Below are 17651 nucleotides of genomic sequence, written 5' to 3'. Positions count from 1 at the left end.
AAAAAGAAACCCCGCCGGAGAGGCGGGGTTTAGCGAACAACAAGAAGAAAAATTACTCTTCTTTTGCACCGCGCATTGCGCGTTTACGGTCGTTCTCAGTCAGGTGACGTTTACGGATACGGATAGACGTAGGGGTCACTTCTACCAGTTCGTCGTCATCGATGAACTCCAGAGCCTGCTCCAGGGTCATCTTAATCGGCGGAACCAGAACCGTTGCTTCGTCAGTACCGGACGCACGCATGTTGGTCAGTTTCTTACCGGTCAGGCAGTTTACCGTCAGGTCGTTAGAACGACTGTGAATACCGATGATCTGGCCTTCGTAAACTTCAGCGCCGTGGCCGAGGAACAGCTTACCGCGATCCTGCAGACCGAACAGGGCGAACGCAACCGCTTTACCCTGACCGTTAGAGATCAGTACGCCGTTGTTACGCTGACCCACTTCGCCCGGACGAACGTCGTCGTAGTGGCTGAAGGTGGAGTACAGCAGACCGGTACCAGAAGTCATGGTCATGAACTCTGAACGGAAGCCGATCAGACCACGGCTTGGGATCACGTAGTCGAGACGTACGCGGCCTTTACCGTCTGGATTCATGTTTTTCAGGTCGCCTTTACGCTCGCCCAGCGCCTGCATGACAGAACCCTGGTGCTGCTCTTCGACGTCCAGCGTCACGTTTTCGAACGGCTCTTGTTTACGGCCATCGATTTCGCGGAAGATAACTTTCGGACGGGAAACCGCCATCTCGAAACCTTCACGACGCATGTTTTCAATCAGAACGGACAGGTGCAGTTCACCACGGCCGGAAACGCGGAACGCATCAGCGTCTTCGGTTTCTTCAACGCGCAGCGCCACGTTGTGCACCAGCTCTTTGTTCAGACGGTCCAGGATCTGGCGAGAGGTAACGAACTTACCTTCTTTACCGCAGAACGGCGAGGTGTTGACGTTGAAGAACATGGTTACGGTCGGCTCATCAACGGACAGTGCCGGCAGCGCTTCGACATTCTGCGGATCGCAGATGGTGTCGGAGATGTTCAGCTCGCCCAGACCGGTGATCGCGATGATGTCGCCAGCTTCGGCTACGTCACTCTCGATACGCTCCAGACCCAGGTGAGTCAGCACTTTACCGACTTTACCGTTACGGGTTTTGCCTTCGCTATCGATGATAGTGACCTGCTGGTTCGGCTTCACTTTACCGCGTTTGATGCGGCCGATACCGATGACGCCAACGTAGTTGTTGTAGTCCAGCTGGGAGATCTGCATCTGCAGCGGACCGTCAAGGTCAACGTCCGGCGCCGGCACGCGATCAACAATCGCCTGGTACAGCGGGGTCATGTCGTCAGCCATGTCTTCGTGGTCCAGGCCCGCGATACCGTTCAGCGCGGACGCGTAAACGATCGGGAAGTCCAGCTGTTCGTCGGTCGCATCAAGGTTAACGAACAGGTCGAAGACCTGATCGACAACCCAGTCCGGACGGGCGCCCGGGCGGTCAACTTTGTTGATGACCACGATCGGCTTCAGGCCGTGGGCAAAAGCTTTTTTGGTCACGAAGCGCGTTTGCGGCATCGGGCCATCAAAGGCATCGACCACCAGCAGCACAGAGTCAACCATGGACATAACACGCTCAACCTCACCTCCGAAGTCGGCGTGCCCTGGGGTATCAACGATGTTGATACGGTAATCATTCCATTTGATTGCGGTGTTTTTCGCGAGGATGGTAATCCCACGCTCTTTCTCCAAATCGTTGGAGTCCATCACACGTTCTTGTGCTTCAGTACGTGCGTCGAACGTACCGGATTGCTGTAGCAGCTTGTCAACCAGGGTAGTTTTACCATGGTCAACGTGCGCGATGATGGCGATATTACGCAGATTTTCGATCACAACTTTGCCTCAGGCATTAGAAATAGCGCGTTATTGTACACGTATTAAGCGAAGGACTGAACAGGATCACAAACATCCTCCGCAAACAAGTATTGCAGAGTTTCTTTGTGACCGCTTTCACGGAGCGATAAAAGGGCACCGTAACAAAAATTGCACCAAAATGGTGCTCAATGTTCACACTGAGGCACTATTTTGGTGCATTATCTCCATCATGGTGCAGTCCTTTTGCACTATGGTGCGCATGATACAGCGTTTTATAGGGCATTTAAAAGTTGGCACAGATTTCGCTTTATATTTTTTAAGGCAACAACGCCACTTTTAAGCAGTATGAAGTTTTCGTTACCACGACGACAATGACCAATCCGGGAGAGTTTAAGTATGTCCGCTGAACACGTTTTGACGATGCTGAACGAGCACGAAGTGAAGTTTGTCGATCTGCGCTTCACCGATACCAAAGGTAAAGAACAGCACGTCACGATTCCGTCTCATCAGGTAAATGCCGAATTCTTCGAAGAAGGCAAAATGTTTGATGGCTCCTCGATCGGTGGCTGGAAAGGTATCAACGAATCTGACATGGTCCTGATGCCGGACGCTTCCACCGCGGTCATTGACCCGTTCTACGAAGAACCGACCCTGATCATCCGCTGCGATATCCTCGAGCCAGGCACCCTGCAGGGCTATGACCGTGACCCGCGCTCCATCGCGAAACGCGCTGAAGAGTACCTGCGCGCCACCGGCATCGCTGACACCGTCCTGTTCGGGCCAGAACCAGAATTCTTCCTGTTCGACGACATCCGTTTTGGCGCCTCTATCTCCGGCTCCCATGTCGCGATCGATGACATCGAAGGTGCGTGGAACTCCTCCACCAAATACGAAGGCGGTAACAAAGGTCACCGTCCGGGCGTGAAAGGGGGTTACTTCCCGGTTCCGCCAGTAGACTCTTCTCAGGATATCCGTTCCACCATGTGTATGATCATGGAAGAGATGGGCCTGGTTGTTGAAGCTCACCACCACGAAGTGGCTACCGCAGGTCAGAACGAAGTGGCAACCCGCTTCAACACCATGACCAAAAAAGCGGACGAAATTCAGATTTACAAATACGTTGTTCACAACGTCGCTCACCGCTTCGGTAAAACCGCGACCTTTATGCCGAAACCAATGTTCGGCGATAACGGCTCCGGCATGCACTGCCATATGTCTCTGGCGAAAAACGGGACTAACCTGTTCTCCGGCGACAAATACGCAGGTCTGTCTGAGCAGGCGCTGTTCTACATCGGCGGCGTAATCAAACACGCTAAAGCTATCAACGCCCTGGCGAACCCGACCACCAACTCCTACAAGCGTCTGGTCCCGGGTTACGAAGCGCCGGTTATGCTGGCTTACTCTGCGCGTAACCGCTCTGCCTCCATCCGTATTCCGGTGGTGACCTCTCCGAAAGCGCGTCGTATCGAAGTGCGCTTCCCGGACCCGGCTGCCAACCCGTACCTGTGCTTTGCGGCGCTGCTGATGGCTGGCCTTGATGGTATCAAGAACAAAATCCATCCGGGCGAAGCAATGGACAAAAACCTGTATGACCTGCCGCCGGAAGAAGCGAAAGAGATCCCGCAGGTTGCTGGTTCTCTGGAAGAAGCCCTGCAGGCCCTGGATGCTGACCGCGAGTTCCTGACGGCTGGCGGCGTGTTCACCAATGACGCTATCGATGCTTACATCGCCCTGCGTCTGGAAGAGAACGACCGCGTACGCATGACTCCGCATCCGGTTGAGTTCGAACTGTACTACAGCGTCTAATTTTGCTGTAAATCCAGGGTATGTCGTGTTGTGGCGCGGGATGCCCGGGATATTTTGTTGCCGTGGAAACTTTCAGCCCATCTCAGGATGGGCTTTTTTCTCCACCAACACGCTGATCTCGCGAGCTTTTTACCGATAAAAAGCTATACTGCACTAAATTGGTGCACTCTTTTTCAGGAGACTGTCGAATGGCAACAGGCACACTGCCCGATGCTGGGCAGATCCTCAACTCTCTTATCAACAGTATCTTACTGGTCGATGATGACCTGGCGGTGCACTTTGCCAATCCTGCGGCGCAGCAGCTGCTGGCGCAAAGTTCACGCAAGCTGTTTGGCACCCCGTTACCTGAGCTGTTGAGCTATTTTTCGTTGAATATCGGGCTGATGCAGGAGAGCCTGCAGGCGGGCCAGGGGTTTACCGATAACGAAGTCACGCTGGTTATTGATGGCCGCTCGCACATCCTGTCGCTGACCGCCCAGCGGCTGCCGGAAGGCTTTATTCTGCTGGAAATGGCGCCGATGGATAACCAGCGCCGCCTGAGCCAGGAGCAGCTGCAGCACGCGCAGCAGGTCGCCGCCCGCGATCTGGTCCGCGGCCTGGCACATGAGATAAAAAATCCGTTAGGCGGCCTGCGCGGCGCGGCACAGCTGCTCAGCAAAGCCCTGCCCGACCCGGCGCTAACGGAATATACCAAAGTGATCATCGAGCAGGCTGACCGGCTGAGAAATCTGGTCGATCGCCTGCTTGGGCCACAGCATCCGGGCATGCACGTTACTGAAAGTATCCATAAAGTCGCCGAGCGGGTAGTGAAACTGGTCTCCATGGAGTTACCGGACAACGTGAAGTTAATCCGTGATTACGACCCCAGCCTACCAGAGCTGCCCCACGACCCGGATCAAATTGAACAGGTGTTGCTGAACATCGTCCGTAATGCGCTGCAGGCGCTGGGGCCGGAAGGGGGCGAAATTGTTCTCCGCACCCGCACCGCTTTCCAGCTGACGCTGCACGGGGTGCGTTATCGCCTCGCCGCACGTATTGACGTTGAAGATAATGGCCCGGGTATTCCGCCCCATCTCCAGGATACGCTGTTTTATCCGATGGTCAGCGGCCGCGAAGGTGGTACCGGCCTGGGCTTATCTATCGCCCGCAGCCTTATCGATCAGCACTCCGGCAAAATTGAATTCACCAGCTGGCCGGGTCATACCGAATTTTCGGTATACCTGCCTATTCGGAAGTAGAGGTGTTTATGCAACGAGGGATAGCCTGGATCGTTGATGACGATAGCTCCATCCGCTGGGTGCTTGAACGCGCGCTCACCGGAGCCGGCTTGAGCTGCACAACGTTCGAAAGCGGCAATGAGGTGCTAGATGCCCTCACCACCAAAACCCCGGATGTACTGCTGTCAGATATCCGTATGCCGGGAATGGATGGTCTGGCGCTGCTCAAACAGATTAAGCAGCGTCATCCGATGCTTCCGGTCATCATAATGACCGCGCATTCCGATTTGGACGCTGCGGTCAGCGCTTATCAGCAAGGCGCGTTTGATTATCTGCCCAAACCTTTTGATATTGATGAAGCCGTCGCCCTGGTCGACCGGGCGATAAGCCACTACCAGGAGCAGCAACAGCCGCGAAATGCGCCGATAAGCAGCCCAACTGCCGACATCATCGGCGAAGCGCCGGCAATGCAGGATGTCTTTCGCATTATTGGCCGCTTGTCGCGCTCATCCATCAGCGTGCTGATTAATGGCGAATCCGGTACCGGTAAAGAGCTCGTCGCTCACGCCCTGCATCGTCATAGCCCACGTTCAAAAGCGCCGTTTATCGCACTGAATATGGCGGCAATACCCAAAGACCTGATTGAGTCCGAGCTGTTCGGGCATGAAAAAGGGGCCTTTACCGGCGCCAATACCGTCCGCCAGGGACGCTTCGAACAGGCTGACGGCGGCACGCTATTCCTGGATGAAATTGGCGATATGCCGCTTGATGTCCAGACTCGTCTGCTGCGCGTGCTGGCGGATGGCCAGTTTTATCGCGTGGGCGGTTACGCGCCGGTGAAGGTCGATGTGCGGATCATCGCCGCCACCCACCAGAACCTGGAACAGCGCGTGCAGGAGGGGAAATTCCGTGAAGATTTGTTCCACCGCCTGAACGTGATCCGGGTACATTTACCGCCGCTGCGCGAGCGCCGGGAAGATATTCCACGCCTGGCCCGCCATTTTCTGCAGATAGCCGCCCGCGAGCTCGGTGTTGAAGCCAAACAGCTGCATCCGGAAACGGAGACAGCGCTGACACGCCTGGCGTGGCCTGGCAACGTCCGTCAGCTGGAAAACACCTGTCGCTGGCTCACCGTCATGGCCGCCGGCCAGGAGGTACTGACGCAGGATCTGCCGAGCGAACTGTTTGAGACCACGGTTCCGGACAGCCCGACGCAGATGCAGCCCGACAGCTGGGCGACGCTGCTGGGTCAGTGGGCCGATCGGGCGTTGCGATCCGGTCATCAAAACCTGCTCTCAGAAGCGCAACCCGAAATGGAGCGCACGCTGCTGACGACCGCCCTGCGCCATACCCAGGGGCACAAGCAGGAGGCTGCGCGTCTGCTGGGATGGGGTCGTAATACCCTGACGCGTAAGCTAAAAGAGCTGGGAATGGAGTAGTGATTAACGGCATGATGAAAATTAGCCGTTCAGCGCAAAGTGCTGCTATTTTGTACTTTACTGTTCCGATGAGTTGAGTATGATCGTGCCCGGCATTAGGGGAGAGCATCATGTTTGAATCACTGGTGAGTATGATATCGAGCGGCGCCGCAGCCAGTCACACGCCACAAACGGCAGTCGCTGCCGTGCTGTGCGCTGCGCTGGTCGGGCTGTTCAGCTAATGGTTCCCCTCTCCTGCGGCCGCGGGAGAGGGGAAAACATTAAATGACCCGGGAGAACTGTTGCATCCGAGCTTTTTGCCGTAGATAGGCATCAAAGCACATGCAGATATTGCGGATCAGCAGTCGGCCTTTCGCCGTCACCTGAATGGCCTTATCATCCACAGCCACCAGCCCGTCATGCGCCAGCGGCGCCAGCAGCTTCAGGTCTTCGGCAAAATAAGACTGAAAATCCACATCCCACTGCGCCTCTACAGCCTCAATATCCAGACGGAAATTACAGATCAACGCCTTAATCACGTCGCGACGTAAACAGTCATCGCGGGTTAACGCGATCCCGCGCCATAGAGCGTCCCCTTGCTCTGCCACCTGCTGGTAGTACAGCTTCAGCTCTTTTTGGTTCTGGGCGTAGCTGTCACCAATCATGCTGATCGCGGACACGCCCATCCCCAGCAGATCGGTATCCCCCTGGGTGGTGTAACCCTGGAAATTGCGGTGCAGTATGCCATGACGTTGCGCGACCGCTAATTCATCGTCTGGGCGAGCAAAGTGGTCCATGCCGATAAACTGATAGCCTGCCGCCGTCAGCGAGCCGATGGTCTCCTGGAGGATCTCCAGCTTCTGTTCAGCGGAGGGGAGATCGGCATCTTTAATTTTGCGCTGTGCGGCAAAGAGCGTGGGCAGATGCGCATAGTTAAACACGCTCAGGCGGTCAGGATTGAGCTCGGCGACCTTTTGCAGGGTAAAGGCGAAGCTCTCCGGCGTTTGCTTCGGCAGGCCGTAGATGAGGTCGATATTGGTCGAGGTAAAACCAATCTCCCGCGCATGGTGGAGCAAATCAAAGATGAACGCTTCGTCCTGCTCACGGTTAACCAGGCGCTGAACCTCTTTATTGAAGTCCTGCACGCCCATACTCAGGCGGTTGAACCCCTCGGTGCGTAAATGATCGAGGACATCCAGCTCGATCTCACGTGGATCGACCTCAATGGAAATCTCGGCTTCCGCGCTGAAATGGAAGTGGCTGCGCAACAGATCCATCAGGCGACTGATTTGCGCCTTATTGAGATAGGTTGGCGTGCCGCCACCCCAGTGCAGTTGCTTAACCTGGCGACTGGCAAACAGCGGCGCGCGGTGGATGATCTCCTGTTCAAGGACATCGAGATATTGATCGGCCTTATGCTGCTGGCGGGTGACTATCTTATTGCAGCCGCAGAAATAACACAGCTTATGGCAAAACGGGATATGCACGTACAGCGACAGGGGACGCTGTGGGTAACGGGCCACAGCGGCATCGAATTCCGCCGCGCCAAATTGCGGTGAAAACTCCAGCGCGGTGGGATACGAGGTATAGCGCGGCCCGGAATAGTTATATTTCTGGATCAGGGCCAGATCCCAGTCGATTATCTGCTCAGACATGCTCACTCCTTCCGATGGTGCCGCCGACGGGTACGCCGTCCCGGCCCCACCGCACCGCGGGTCATGAGCCGGTTGCGCAGCCATTTCTGACGCCGCGACAACCGTCGTAGTTTAACGAATAACCACAGCAGATAACATATAACCAGAAGGGTTATAAGCAATACCGGGAATCCGATGGGATGCAAATGTTAGTTTCCGCCCTTCAGCAGACGCATCATATCTTCCTGACGCTCTTCCTCTTCTTCATCTTCGTCATCGTAAGAGAGGCCGAGCTGCTGCATCAGCTCATCAATGCGATCCAGTTTGGCGTCCACCCAGCTCTGCTCTTCAGCATTCAGGGTGCCGCCCTCTTCCAGACGTTCCAGCAGCGCGTCCAGGCGCTCATCATTCTCCAGCAACTCCAGCTCAGCCTGCGGTGAAAGCATAGGTTTCTCGCTCTTTGGTTTATGCTGCTTGGGGGCTGGGGTGCTGCTTTCGCTCACGCCCAGCGGGATCGGTTTTTTACTGCCGACGCGCGGGTCTTGCGTCTGGCTCTGTTTTTTGCCCGCTGAAGCCGCATCGCCGCCGTTCGCGCGACTGCCTGCCGCGTGGCCACGATGTTTCTTCTGCCGTTTGCGATCGCGAGCTTCCTGATTTAACTCTTCACGCGACTTGCGGCCGGATTTGCCACGGGTGGCGGATGTCGGTTTTTTCATGGTGTGTAATCTTCAGACAGTATTATTCAGTATAGAATTGAGGCGGAATCTAGCAGAAAGCAAGCAAAGAAAAAAGGCGACAGATTACTCTGTCGCCTTTTTCCTCACTGACCACCCTTAACGGGCTTCTTCTTTCCCTGTTCGCTAACGACTTACCCTGTCTTTCCCTTAGCGTCCAACGGTCCCTGTTTCTTCCTTTTCCCTTTGAAACGTCTCCAAGACGCGCGTCATCCTGACTATCCTGTGGTCTTCGCCTCCTGGCGCTTCCTGACCCCTCGTCCTGAGTCTTAATCCTTTCAGCATCCCCGCCGTTGTGTATTACTTTACCCTGTTGACAAAAATCGACAACCAGCCAGGCCGTTAAAAAAACATTTTCAGATTTCTCTATTTTTATAACTTGTTTTTTTTCAGTTAATTACATCTGTATCGTCTTATTTTTCTCAGGTATGTCCTATACGAAGAATAGTCAATGTCTCACAAACCATATGGTTTTTACTTACAGGAACGGCGTGCGGTAAAAACAGCCTTTTTCTGCTGTTCAGGTATAATCCCTGCCATAGCCTGTTTTAACGGAGACGACCGTCTTGACCAACTGGAATTATCAACTGACGCACTTTGTCACTAGCGCGCCAGATATCCGCCATCTTCCTGCCGATACCGGCATTGAAGTGGCGTTCGCCGGCCGCTCCAACGCGGGAAAATCCAGCGCGCTAAATACGCTGACCAACCAGAAGAGCCTGGCGCGTACCTCCAAGACTCCTGGACGTACGCAGCTGATTAACCTGTTCGAAGTCGCCGAGGGCAAACGCCTGGTTGACCTGCCCGGCTATGGTTATGCGCAAGTACCTGAAGAGATGAAGATCAAGTGGCAGCGCGCGCTGGGAGAGTACCTGGAAAAACGTCTGTGCCTGAAGGGCCTGGTGGTGCTAATGGATATTCGCCACCCGCTTAAAGATCTCGATCAGCAAATGATCGAGTGGGCGGTAGAAAGTGATATTCAGGTGCTGGTGCTGTTGACCAAAGCCGATAAGCTCGCCAGCGGCGCGCGTAAAGCGCAAGTGAATATGGTGCGTGAAGCGGTACTGGCCTTCAATGGCGATATTCAGGTTGAACCTTTCTCTTCGCTGAAAAAATCTGGCGTGGATAAGCTGCGACAGAAGCTGGATAGCTGGTTTAACGAAATCCCGCCGCAAGAAGCCGTTGAAGACGCCGAGTAACCCCCGCTTTTTCCGGATAACGGCGCGTAGCGCCCTATCCGGACGTTCATATTACGCGCTTTTAACTGCATCAAACTTTTCTTTCGCGCAATAAAAAACGCCCCGGTCATAAATGACCGGGGCGGCTAAAATATTCAGCCAAATCCGATTACGTGAAGTAAAAGGTCTGAAAGATAGAACATCTTACCTCTGTACCCTACGCGATTAACTCTACTCTTCTTTCGCTCACGGATAAAGCATTTTTTGTAGTTTTTTTTCACTATTTACATAGCAAATTCAAATGATCCTCACAAAACGCTATAAGTTATGTTGCTTACTTACAGAAAATCGCTTTGCGCTTTGTATACTTAGTGCGCTTGATCCCAGTTTTCGCCACTACCGACTTCCACCAGCAGCGGCACCGCCAGCGTAGTGCTGTTCTCCATCAGTTCATGGATTTTTTTCGACACGGCATCGAGCTCATCTTTATGCACTTCAAAGACCAGTTCATCGTGAACCTGCATGATCATCCGCACGCGAGGTTGCTCCTTCCGCAGCCATTCATCAACAGCAATCATCGCCCGCTTGATAATGTCTGCCGCTGTCCCCTGCATCGGGGCGTTGATCGCCGCACGTTCCGCGCCGGCGCGACGGGCACCATTGCTGGATTTAATATCCGGCAGATAGAGTCGACGGCCATCCAGCGTTTCAACGTACCCTTGCTCTTTCGCCTGAGCGCGGGTGCGCTCCATATACTCCAGGACGCCCGGGTAACGCTCGAAATAAAGATCCATATACTTCTGTGCTTCTTTACGCGGGATGTTCAGTTGGCGGGCCAGGCCGAAGGCGCTCATGCCGTAGATCAGACCGAAGTTGATGGCTTTCGCACTGCGGCGCTGTTCGCTGCTGACGCTGTCCAGTGGTAAGCCAAACACTTCAGCCGCCGTCGCCCGGTGAATATCTTTCCCTTCAGCGAAGGCGGTTAGCAGGCCTTTATCCCGCGACAGGTGCGCCATAATACGCAGTTCGATTTGCGAGTAGTCCGCTGAGACAATGACGTAATCTTCCGGCGCGATAAACGCCTGGCGAATGCGCCGTCCTTCTTCGTTACGCACTGGAATATTTTGCAGGTTTGGATCGGTAGACGACAAACGGCCAGTGGCAGTAACCGCCTGATGATAGGAGGTATGCACGCGCCCCGTTTTAGGGTTAATCATCAGCGGCAGTTTATCGGTATAGGTCGACTTCAGTTTCGCCAGCCCGCGATACTCCAGAATCACTTTTGGCAACGGATAATCCAGCGCCAGCTCCTCCAGGACCTCTTCAGACGTGGATGGCGCGCCACCCGGCGTTTTCTTCAGCGGCTTGATACCCTGTTTCTCAAACAGGATCGTTTGCAGCTGTTTAGTGGAGGAGAGATTAAACGCTTCCCCGGCAATCTCATGTGCGCGCTGCTCCAGCTCAACCAGACGCTGGGCGATCTCCTGGGAATGCGCATGCAACACGGCAGGGTCGATTTTCACACCATTGCGCTCAACCCGAGACAGCACCGGCACCAGCGGCATTTCGATATGCTTAAAGATATTCAGCGGACCTTCATGCTGCTGCAGCTTCGGCCACATCTTCAGATGCAGCTGGAGCGTGACGTCGGCATCTTCCGCCGCGTAGCGGCCAGCCTCCTCCAGTGCAATCTGGTTAAAGGTGAGCTGGTTCTTACCTTTACCAGCGATCTCTTCAAAGGTAATGGTTTTATGCTTCAGCCAGCGGTCGGAAAGACTGTCCATATCGTGGCGGCCCGCCACGCTGTCGAGAATGTAGGATTCCAGCATGGTATCGAATGCAATCCCGCGCAGCTCAATGTCATAGTTGGCCAAAATACCGCGATCGTATTTGAGATTTTGCCCGACCTTGAGCAGCTTCTCATCCTCCAGCAGCGGTTTAAGTAACGCCAGTACGCGCTCGCGGGGGATCTGATCCGGTGCATCAAGATAATCATGCGCCACAGGGACATAGGCGGCCACGCCAGGCTCAACCGCGAATGAAAGACCGACCATATTGGCAGAGATATTATCCAGGCTGTCGGTTTCCGTATCAAAGGCAAAGAGAGGCGCTTGCTTCAGCTTATCGATCCAGGTGACCAGCGTGGCCTCATCAAGGATAGTGACGTAGTGCTCTGCTGAAAGGGCGGAGGCCGGTTCATCCTCTGCTTCTGCCTGTGCCGCTGCCGCAGGCTCTGCAGGTTTAGCGGCCGGTTTGCCGCCCTTCGCTTGCAGCCATTTCCCGGCCTCGACGTCGGTTGTCCAGCGCTTAAACTCATACTGCCTGAACAGCGCCAGCAGATCGTCAGCCGCCGGAGGCTGCACCTCCAGCTCTTCGCACGTGAGCTCCAGCTCGACGTCGGTTTTAATGGTCGCCAGCTGATAAGAGAGATAAGCCACGTCCTTGTTCTGCTCCAGCTTCGCCGCCATCGTTTTCGCGCCGCGGAAGCTCAGTGCAGCAATTTTCTCCGGTTCCGCATACAGCGTATCAAGGCCGCCAAGGCCTTGCAGCAGCGCCTGGGCGGTCTTCTCGCCCACGCCCGGCACGCCAGGAATGTTATCCGAAGAGTCGCCCATCAGTGCCAGGAAATCGATAATCAGCTCCGGCGGGACGCCATACTTGGAGACCACCTCATCCGGTCCAAGGATGGTGTTAGTCATGGTATTGATTAGGGTGATCCCCGGCGTCACCAGCTGAGCCATGTCTTTATCACCGGTGCTGATCAGCACCGGACGACCCGCCCTTTCCGCTTCCCGCGCCAGGGTGCCAATCACATCGTCGGCTTCAACACCCGGAACCGCCATTAGCGGCAGCCCCATCGCTTTCACCATCTTATGCAACGGCTCAATCTGCGCGCGCAGATCGTCCGGCATCGGCGGGCGGTGGGACTTGTAATGTTCGAACAATTCATCACGGAAGGTTTTCCCTTTCGCATCAAAGACCACGACGGCGTGAGTCGGTTGATACTGCAGGATCAAACTGCGCAGCATATTCAGTACGCCGTACATAGCCCCGGTCGGCTCCCCTGCGCTGTTAGTCAGCGGCGGAAACGCATGATACGCCCGATAAAGATAGGATGAGCCGTCAACGAGGATGAGAGGGTTTTCTGGGATCTGAACCATAATTTCCGTGCCTGTTTATCAGATTATGGGTAAAGGATGCCACAGACGGGCATGAAATCCTGAATTTTTCCCGCATTTCGCGGAAAAGATTCAACGATCGTCGCGATCGCACAAGAACTTTGCTTGTGGATAACTTTGTGTATAGTTTTACAGCGTCAGCTTTACCGCCCCTGAAAATAAATGAACAAATACTATTACTCTTTATATATCAGTTAATTAAAAACAGATCGACGATCCTGGCATCAATTTGATGACCCAATGTTCCATGTGGATAGAAGATCCTTGTTTTTTTCTGTTCTCGTAAGACCCGTCATTTGCCGCGTTTTCTGGTAAAATCAGCCCCTTGCGCAGCTTAAAGGCGCTCTTTGTCAGCCTAACTTTCTGAATAAACTAACTATGTCGAGATTACTCGCTGCGATAACACTTCCGCTGAGTATCGCCTTAACCATCTTAGTCACCATTATCTGCTCTGTACCGATCATCGTCGCCGGGCTGATTAAACTGCTGGTCCCCATTCCAGCGGTATGGCGCTCTATATCTGTTTTTTGCAATTTTATGATGTATTGCTGGTGCGAAGGGCTGGCGCTGCTGTTGCATCTCAATCCCTGGCTTAAATGGGACGTCGAGGGTCTGGAAGGCTTAAATAAAAAGAACTGGTATCTGCTGATCAGTAACCACCATAGCTGGGCAGATATCGTGGTGCTGTGCGTGCTGTTCCGCAAGCATATTCCGATGAATAAGTACTTCCTTAAACAACAGCTGGCGTGGGTACCCTTCATCGGCCTCGCCTGCTGGGCGTTGGATATGCCCTTTATGCGCCGCTATTCACGCAGTTACCTTATTAGACACCCGGAACGCCGCGGTAAAGATGTCGAAACCACCCGCCGTTCATGTGAAAAATTTCGCGCGCATCCGACGACTATCGTCAATTTTGTGGAAGGCTCGCGTTTTACCGAAGCCAAAAAGCACGAGACGCGCTCGCCTTACGATAACCTGCTACCGCCTAAAGCGGCAGGTATCGCCATGGCGTTAAACGTGCTCGGTTCGCAGTTCGATAAACTACTGAATGTCACGCTGTGCTACCCGGAGAATAATACAAAGCCGTTTTACGATATGTTAAGCGGCCGCCTGACGCGCATTGTAGTACGTATCAATCTGGTTCCTATTGGTGAAGAGCTGCACGGCGATTACGTTAACGATAAGAACTTTAAGCGCGGCTTCCAGCGCTGGCTCAATGGGCTATGGGAAGAGAAAGACCGTCAGTTGACTGACATCATGCGGGACAAAGAAAGGTAGTCACTGCCAGAATAGCTAAGGTAACGCCGGTCAGTGACCGGCGTTTTTTTTATTTCTTCTCTACCAGTTGCTTCACGGTATCCGCATACTGAGCGACGAAGACATCCATATTGCTGGTGTCCATCCCCTGCGGGTTCAGCTGGTATTTACCATTAACATACATAGCCGGTACCCCCTGCAGCTGCAGATCGGCTGCCGCTTTCTCTTGCTGAGCGACCAGAGATTTCACCACGAAGCTATTCCATGCGGCATCGTAGTCTTCCCCTTTCACGCCAGCGTCGACAAACACTTTACGAATGTCAGCCACGCTCTGCACGGTCTGGGTTTTCTGCACGGCTTCGAACATCGGCGCAGTAATTTTATCTTCAACACCCAGCGCGATGGCCACCGCCCACGCCTGCGTCAGATCCTTGCCCAGAGGGCCCAGGAACTCAACGTGGTATTTGGTCATTTTGGTGCCTTCCGGCAGTTTCTGACGCACATTGTCAGAAACATGCAGCACTTCTTCAAACTGGTAGCAGTGCGGGCAGTAGAATGAGAAGAACTCGAGCACCTGCGGCTCGCCAGCAATCGGCTTATCAAGGGTAATGTACTGCTTGCCATCGGTGATCTGGGCAGCGGATGCACTAAAAGCCAGAATCATACCAGCCAGCGCCAGCCAAACTTTTTTCATGATTTACTCTCTCCTGGATATATCACATTAATACATTGGCGTTAACTGAAGCGGGGGTTCCTGTAGAACCTTCACCTGCTCAAGAAAAGTCGACGTCTGCCCCCGCCAGTAATCCTCCCCGGTTAACCAGGGGAAATTGACCGGGAAAGCGGGATCGTCCCAGCGTCTGAGCAACCACGCCAGATAATAAACCAGTCGCATAGCGCGTAAAGGTTCAATTAGCGCGATTTCATCGCTGTTAAAGGGGCTGAATTCCTCATAGGCCTCGACAATGGTCTCCAGCTGCATACGCTGTTCAGCCTTATCACCGTTGAGCAGCATCCACAGATCCTGAATCGCCGGGCCGGTTCGCGCATCGTCTAAGTCGACAAACAGTGGCCCGTCGCGCCAGAGGATATTACCCGCATGGCAGTCACCGTGCAGGCGTAACGTGTTCCCGCGGCCGTGCCATTGCTCCATGACGGCAGCAATGAGTTTATCGGTCGCCTTCAGGAAATCGGCCTTCAGGCCAGAGGGGATCAGCGTCGCCTGTTCAAATACCTGGCGCGGTTCCAGCAGGTACTCCTGGACGCCAATTTCCGGGCGGGCAGTAAAGCGCTGTTTGCGGCCCGTCTGGTGCAGGCGCCCCAGATAGCGGCCAACCCATTCCATCTGATCAAGGTTATCCGCTTCAAACTGACGACCGCCAAGGCTTGGGAAAACGGCAAAGTAGAATCCCTGATGCTGATGAAGCGTGCTGTCGTTAAAGAAGAGCGGCGCAGCAACGGGCACTTCATCTTCTACAAGCTGAAGCGCAAACTGGTGTTCTTCAAGGATCTGTTCTGCGGACCAGCGCTCAGGACGATAGAACTTTACCACATAGCGATGGCGCTCTTCGTCCTGGAACTGATAAACGCGGTTCTCATAGCTGTTTAGCGGGGTGAGACCGGAGTCCACCCGTATACCCAGATCGAATAACCCATCGATAATGGTATCCGGGCGAAGCGTCTGAAAAGTAAAAGCCTTATCGTGCATCCTGACTTCCGATAATCGTACGAATAGTTCAGGATATCATCTCATTGCACTTTACGCGGCAGCGCTTACAACCTTTTACTCTTTTATTACCCCGCGGGCGCGCAGCAGCGCGGTTTTAAAGTCCTCTTCATAATCCTTCTGAATACCGGGAATGACAGCATCTTTAGAAGAGTCACGCATCTTCAGGTGATAGATCAGAATATCGTCGGAAAGATCGCTCAGTTCGCCATCATAGCCAGCCTCTTTCGCCAGTTTCTGCAAAAATTGCATCAGATTCAGTTCAGGCTCTTTCTGCCAGGCAGGCTGGAGGAGTTCAATTACTTCATTCAGACGTTTACATTTCATGGTCATGCTCCTTACTCTTGATAGGGACAAGTTAACAGGGTCAATCCCACAATGAAAGAGGCGATATTCAGATGCAAAGCGAGGCGATAACCGGCGTCGTGCTGGCAGGCGGCAAAGCCACGCGAATGGGCGGCATTGATAAAGGATTACAGGCGCTAAATGGTCGCCCTCTCTGGCGTCACGTCGCGGAGACATTAGCCCCGCAGGTAGATGAGTTAGTCATTAGCGCCAATCGTCATCTTGAACAGTGGCGTGCCAGCGGATATCCGGTCTTTCGAGACATACAGGAGGGTTATCAGGGGCCGCTGGCCGGAATGCTTGCTGTGATGCAGCAGGTCGCGAGCCCATGGTTTGTTTTTTGCCCCTGCGACACGCCGTTCATTCCATCCTTTTTGGTGGAGCGCTTTATCCAGCAGAAAGGGGCCGCACCGGTCGTTTGGGCCCATGACGGCGAACGGGATCATCCCGCCGTTGCATTAGTTCATCGTCAAATCATTCCGGAACTGGAGGCTTATCTGGCTCATGGAGAGCGCAGGGTGATGGTCTTTATGCGACAAGTGGGTGGGCGCCCGGTGAATTTCAGCGATGTGAAATCAGCGTTCATCAATGTAAATACGCTTGAAGATTTGCAGCAGATGCAGGAGCCATCATGACCCCATTACTGGCGATCGCCGCATGGAGCGGTACCGGAAAAACAACATTATTAAAGCGTCTTATCCCTGAGCTTTGCGTCAGAGGTCTGCGTCCCGGGCTGATAAAACATACCCATCATGATATGGACGTCGATAAGCCCGGCAAAGATAGCTATGAATTACGTAAGGCGGGCGCTGCGCAGACTATTGTCGCCAGCGAACAGCGCTGGGCGTTGATGACGGAGACGCCAGAGACGCCGGGATTAGATCTCACGTGGCTTGTCAGTCGAATGGATGTCAGCAAACTGGACCTGGTTTTAGTGGAGGGGTTCAAACATGAACCCGTGCCGAAGATCCTACTTTTTCGGCAAAACAGCGGCCATCGTGTAGAAGAGCTGATAATTGATGAACATACCATCGCCGTGGCCAGCGATATGCCCATCGCGACCTCGCTTCCGCAGTTGGATTTAAATGATATTCAACAGATCGCGACATTTATTGCGAATTGGTTAGAGAGGCATTAGCAGTTTATCGGTAGGGATTGCTTCTTAACACAGACGTTAATGAATGGCATCGGCAGACAGGGGCCTCCCCGGAGGCGGTGCTGCGCACCTTGTCCGGGCTACAGGTCGTGCAGGGCGGGTGCGAATCCGTAGCCCCGGTAAGCGCAGCGCCACCGGGGAGA

General features: G+C 54.0%; 15 protein-coding genes. 8 read left to right on the top strand and 7 right to left on the bottom strand.

Going from position 1 to position 17651, the window contains the following annotated elements:
- Positions 1–52 precede the first annotated feature (52 nt).
- Positions 53–1876, bottom strand: a complete 1824-nt coding sequence (typA, locus tag A1WC_RS00715) for a ribosome-dependent GTPase TypA (protein ID WP_008807909.1) — start codon at positions 1874–1876, stop codon at positions 53–55.
- Between the two features lie 378 nt (positions 1877–2254).
- Here typA and glnA point away from each other — a divergent pair, with 378 nt between their 5' ends.
- The 4 genes from glnA (at position 2255) to A1WC_RS27725 (ending at position 6541) form a co-directional block, all read left to right on the top strand.
- Positions 2255–3664 (top strand): glutamate--ammonia ligase, encoded by a 1410-nt coding sequence (gene glnA, locus A1WC_RS00720; protein ID WP_004203622.1) that lies wholly within the window; start codon positions 2255–2257, stop codon positions 3662–3664.
- Between the two features lie 188 nt (positions 3665–3852).
- The gene (glnL, locus tag A1WC_RS00725) at positions 3853–4902 is read left to right on the top strand and encodes a nitrogen regulation protein NR(II) (protein ID WP_008807910.1); all 1050 of its coding nucleotides are present in this window, start codon (positions 3853–3855) and stop codon (positions 4900–4902) included.
- An 8-nt stretch (positions 4903–4910) separates the two neighbouring features.
- Positions 4911–6320 (top strand): nitrogen regulation protein NR(I), encoded by a 1410-nt coding sequence (gene glnG, locus A1WC_RS00730; protein WP_008807911.1) that lies wholly within the window; start codon positions 4911–4913, stop codon positions 6318–6320.
- Between the two features lie 110 nt (positions 6321–6430).
- Positions 6431–6541, top strand: a complete 111-nt coding sequence (locus A1WC_RS27725) for a YshB family small membrane protein (protein ID WP_004152951.1) — start codon at positions 6431–6433, stop codon at positions 6539–6541.
- A gap of 39 nt (positions 6542–6580) precedes the next feature.
- Here the strand turns inward: A1WC_RS27725 and hemN are convergent, their stop codons facing one another.
- Positions 6581–7954 carry an oxygen-independent coproporphyrinogen III oxidase gene (gene hemN, locus A1WC_RS00735; RefSeq protein WP_008807912.1) on the bottom strand — a complete coding sequence of 458 codons (1374 nt, stop codon included), beginning with the start codon at positions 7952–7954 and terminating at the stop codon, positions 6581–6583.
- Between the two features lie 188 nt (positions 7955–8142).
- A complete protein-coding gene (gene yihI / locus A1WC_RS00740; RefSeq protein ID WP_008807913.1) occupies positions 8143–8649 on the bottom strand; it encodes a Der GTPase-activating protein YihI in 507 nt (168 codons plus the stop codon).
- A gap of 584 nt (positions 8650–9233) precedes the next feature.
- Here yihI and yihA point away from each other — a divergent pair.
- Entirely contained in the window at positions 9234–9866 is a 633-nt protein-coding gene (yihA, locus tag A1WC_RS00745; RefSeq protein WP_008807914.1) for a ribosome biogenesis GTP-binding protein YihA/YsxC, read from the top strand.
- A gap of 347 nt (positions 9867–10213) precedes the next feature.
- On the opposite strand, the gene polA is transcribed toward yihA, so the two are convergent.
- Positions 10214–13006 (bottom strand): DNA polymerase I, encoded by a 2793-nt coding sequence (gene polA, locus A1WC_RS00750; protein ID WP_012543290.1) that lies wholly within the window; start codon positions 13004–13006, stop codon positions 10214–10216.
- A 396-nt stretch (positions 13007–13402) separates the two neighbouring features.
- Between polA and A1WC_RS00755 the strand changes: the two genes are divergently transcribed.
- The gene (locus tag A1WC_RS00755; protein ID WP_008807916.1) at positions 13403–14302 is read left to right on the top strand and encodes an acyltransferase; all 900 of its coding nucleotides are present in this window, start codon (positions 13403–13405) and stop codon (positions 14300–14302) included.
- 49 nt (positions 14303–14351) lie between these two features.
- On the opposite strand, the gene dsbA is transcribed toward A1WC_RS00755, so the two are convergent.
- The 3 genes from dsbA to A1WC_RS00770 all read right to left on the bottom strand — a co-directional run bounded on the left by dsbA (position 14352) and on the right by A1WC_RS00770 (position 16334).
- Positions 14352–14975, bottom strand: coding sequence for a thiol:disulfide interchange protein DsbA (gene dsbA / locus A1WC_RS00760; protein ID WP_008807917.1), 624 nt, complete (start codon positions 14973–14975; stop codon positions 14352–14354).
- 27 nt (positions 14976–15002) lie between these two features.
- Positions 15003–15989, bottom strand: coding sequence for a serine/threonine protein kinase (locus tag A1WC_RS00765; protein WP_016162033.1), 987 nt, complete (start codon positions 15987–15989; stop codon positions 15003–15005).
- 75 nt (positions 15990–16064) lie between these two features.
- On the bottom strand, positions 16065–16334 hold the full coding sequence (locus A1WC_RS00770; protein ID WP_002882612.1) for a YihD family protein: 270 nt from the start codon (positions 16332–16334) through the stop codon (positions 16065–16067).
- A 71-nt stretch (positions 16335–16405) separates the two neighbouring features.
- Between A1WC_RS00770 and mobA the strand changes: the two genes are divergently transcribed.
- Both mobA and mobB read left to right on the top strand, forming a co-directional pair.
- Positions 16406–16987: a molybdenum cofactor guanylyltransferase MobA gene (gene mobA / locus A1WC_RS00775; protein ID WP_016162032.1), complete on the top strand. Its 582-nt coding sequence runs from the start codon at positions 16406–16408 to the stop codon at positions 16985–16987.
- Positions 16984–17490 carry a molybdopterin-guanine dinucleotide biosynthesis protein MobB gene (gene mobB, locus A1WC_RS00780; protein WP_016162031.1) on the top strand — a complete coding sequence of 169 codons (507 nt, stop codon included), beginning with the start codon at positions 16984–16986 and terminating at the stop codon, positions 17488–17490. Before mobA ends, mobB begins: the two co-directional genes overlap by 4 nt.
- The last annotated feature ends 161 nt before the right edge of the window (positions 17491–17651 follow it).

Source organism: Klebsiella sp. KTE92 (assembly GCF_000398905.1).
GTDB classification, from domain to species: domain Bacteria; phylum Pseudomonadota; class Gammaproteobacteria; order Enterobacterales; family Enterobacteriaceae; genus Klebsiella; species Klebsiella variicola.
This window is presented reverse-complemented; position numbering and strand designations above follow the sequence as displayed.

Coding starts and splice junctions, on each gene's coding strand:
- glnG (WP_008807911.1), top strand. CDS start 4,911: ATGCAACGAGGGATAGCCTGGATCGTTGATGACGATAGCTCCATCCGC.
- polA (WP_012543290.1), bottom strand. CDS start 13,006: ATGGTTCAGATCCCAGAAAACCCTCTCATCCTCGTTGACGGCTCATCC.
- A1WC_RS00755 (WP_008807916.1), top strand. CDS start 13,403: ATGTCGAGATTACTCGCTGCGATAACACTTCCGCTGAGTATCGCCTTA.
- mobB (WP_016162031.1), top strand. CDS start 16,984: ATGACCCCATTACTGGCGATCGCCGCATGGAGCGGTACCGGAAAAACA.
- glnA (WP_004203622.1), top strand. CDS start 2,255: ATGTCCGCTGAACACGTTTTGACGATGCTGAACGAGCACGAAGTGAAG.
- A1WC_RS00770 (WP_002882612.1), bottom strand. CDS start 16,334: ATGAAATGTAAACGTCTGAATGAAGTAATTGAACTCCTCCAGCCTGCC.
- glnL (WP_008807910.1), top strand. CDS start 3,853: ATGGCAACAGGCACACTGCCCGATGCTGGGCAGATCCTCAACTCTCTT.
- hemN (WP_008807912.1), bottom strand. CDS start 7,954: ATGTCTGAGCAGATAATCGACTGGGATCTGGCCCTGATCCAGAAATAT.
- A1WC_RS00765 (WP_016162033.1), bottom strand. CDS start 15,989: ATGCACGATAAGGCTTTTACTTTTCAGACGCTTCGCCCGGATACCATT.
- A1WC_RS27725 (WP_004152951.1), top strand. CDS start 6,431: ATGTTTGAATCACTGGTGAGTATGATATCGAGCGGCGCCGCAGCCAGT.
- mobA (WP_016162032.1), top strand. CDS start 16,406: ATGCAAAGCGAGGCGATAACCGGCGTCGTGCTGGCAGGCGGCAAAGCC.
- yihI (WP_008807913.1), bottom strand. CDS start 8,649: ATGAAAAAACCGACATCCGCCACCCGTGGCAAATCCGGCCGCAAGTCG.
- dsbA (WP_008807917.1), bottom strand. CDS start 14,975: ATGAAAAAAGTTTGGCTGGCGCTGGCTGGTATGATTCTGGCTTTTAGT.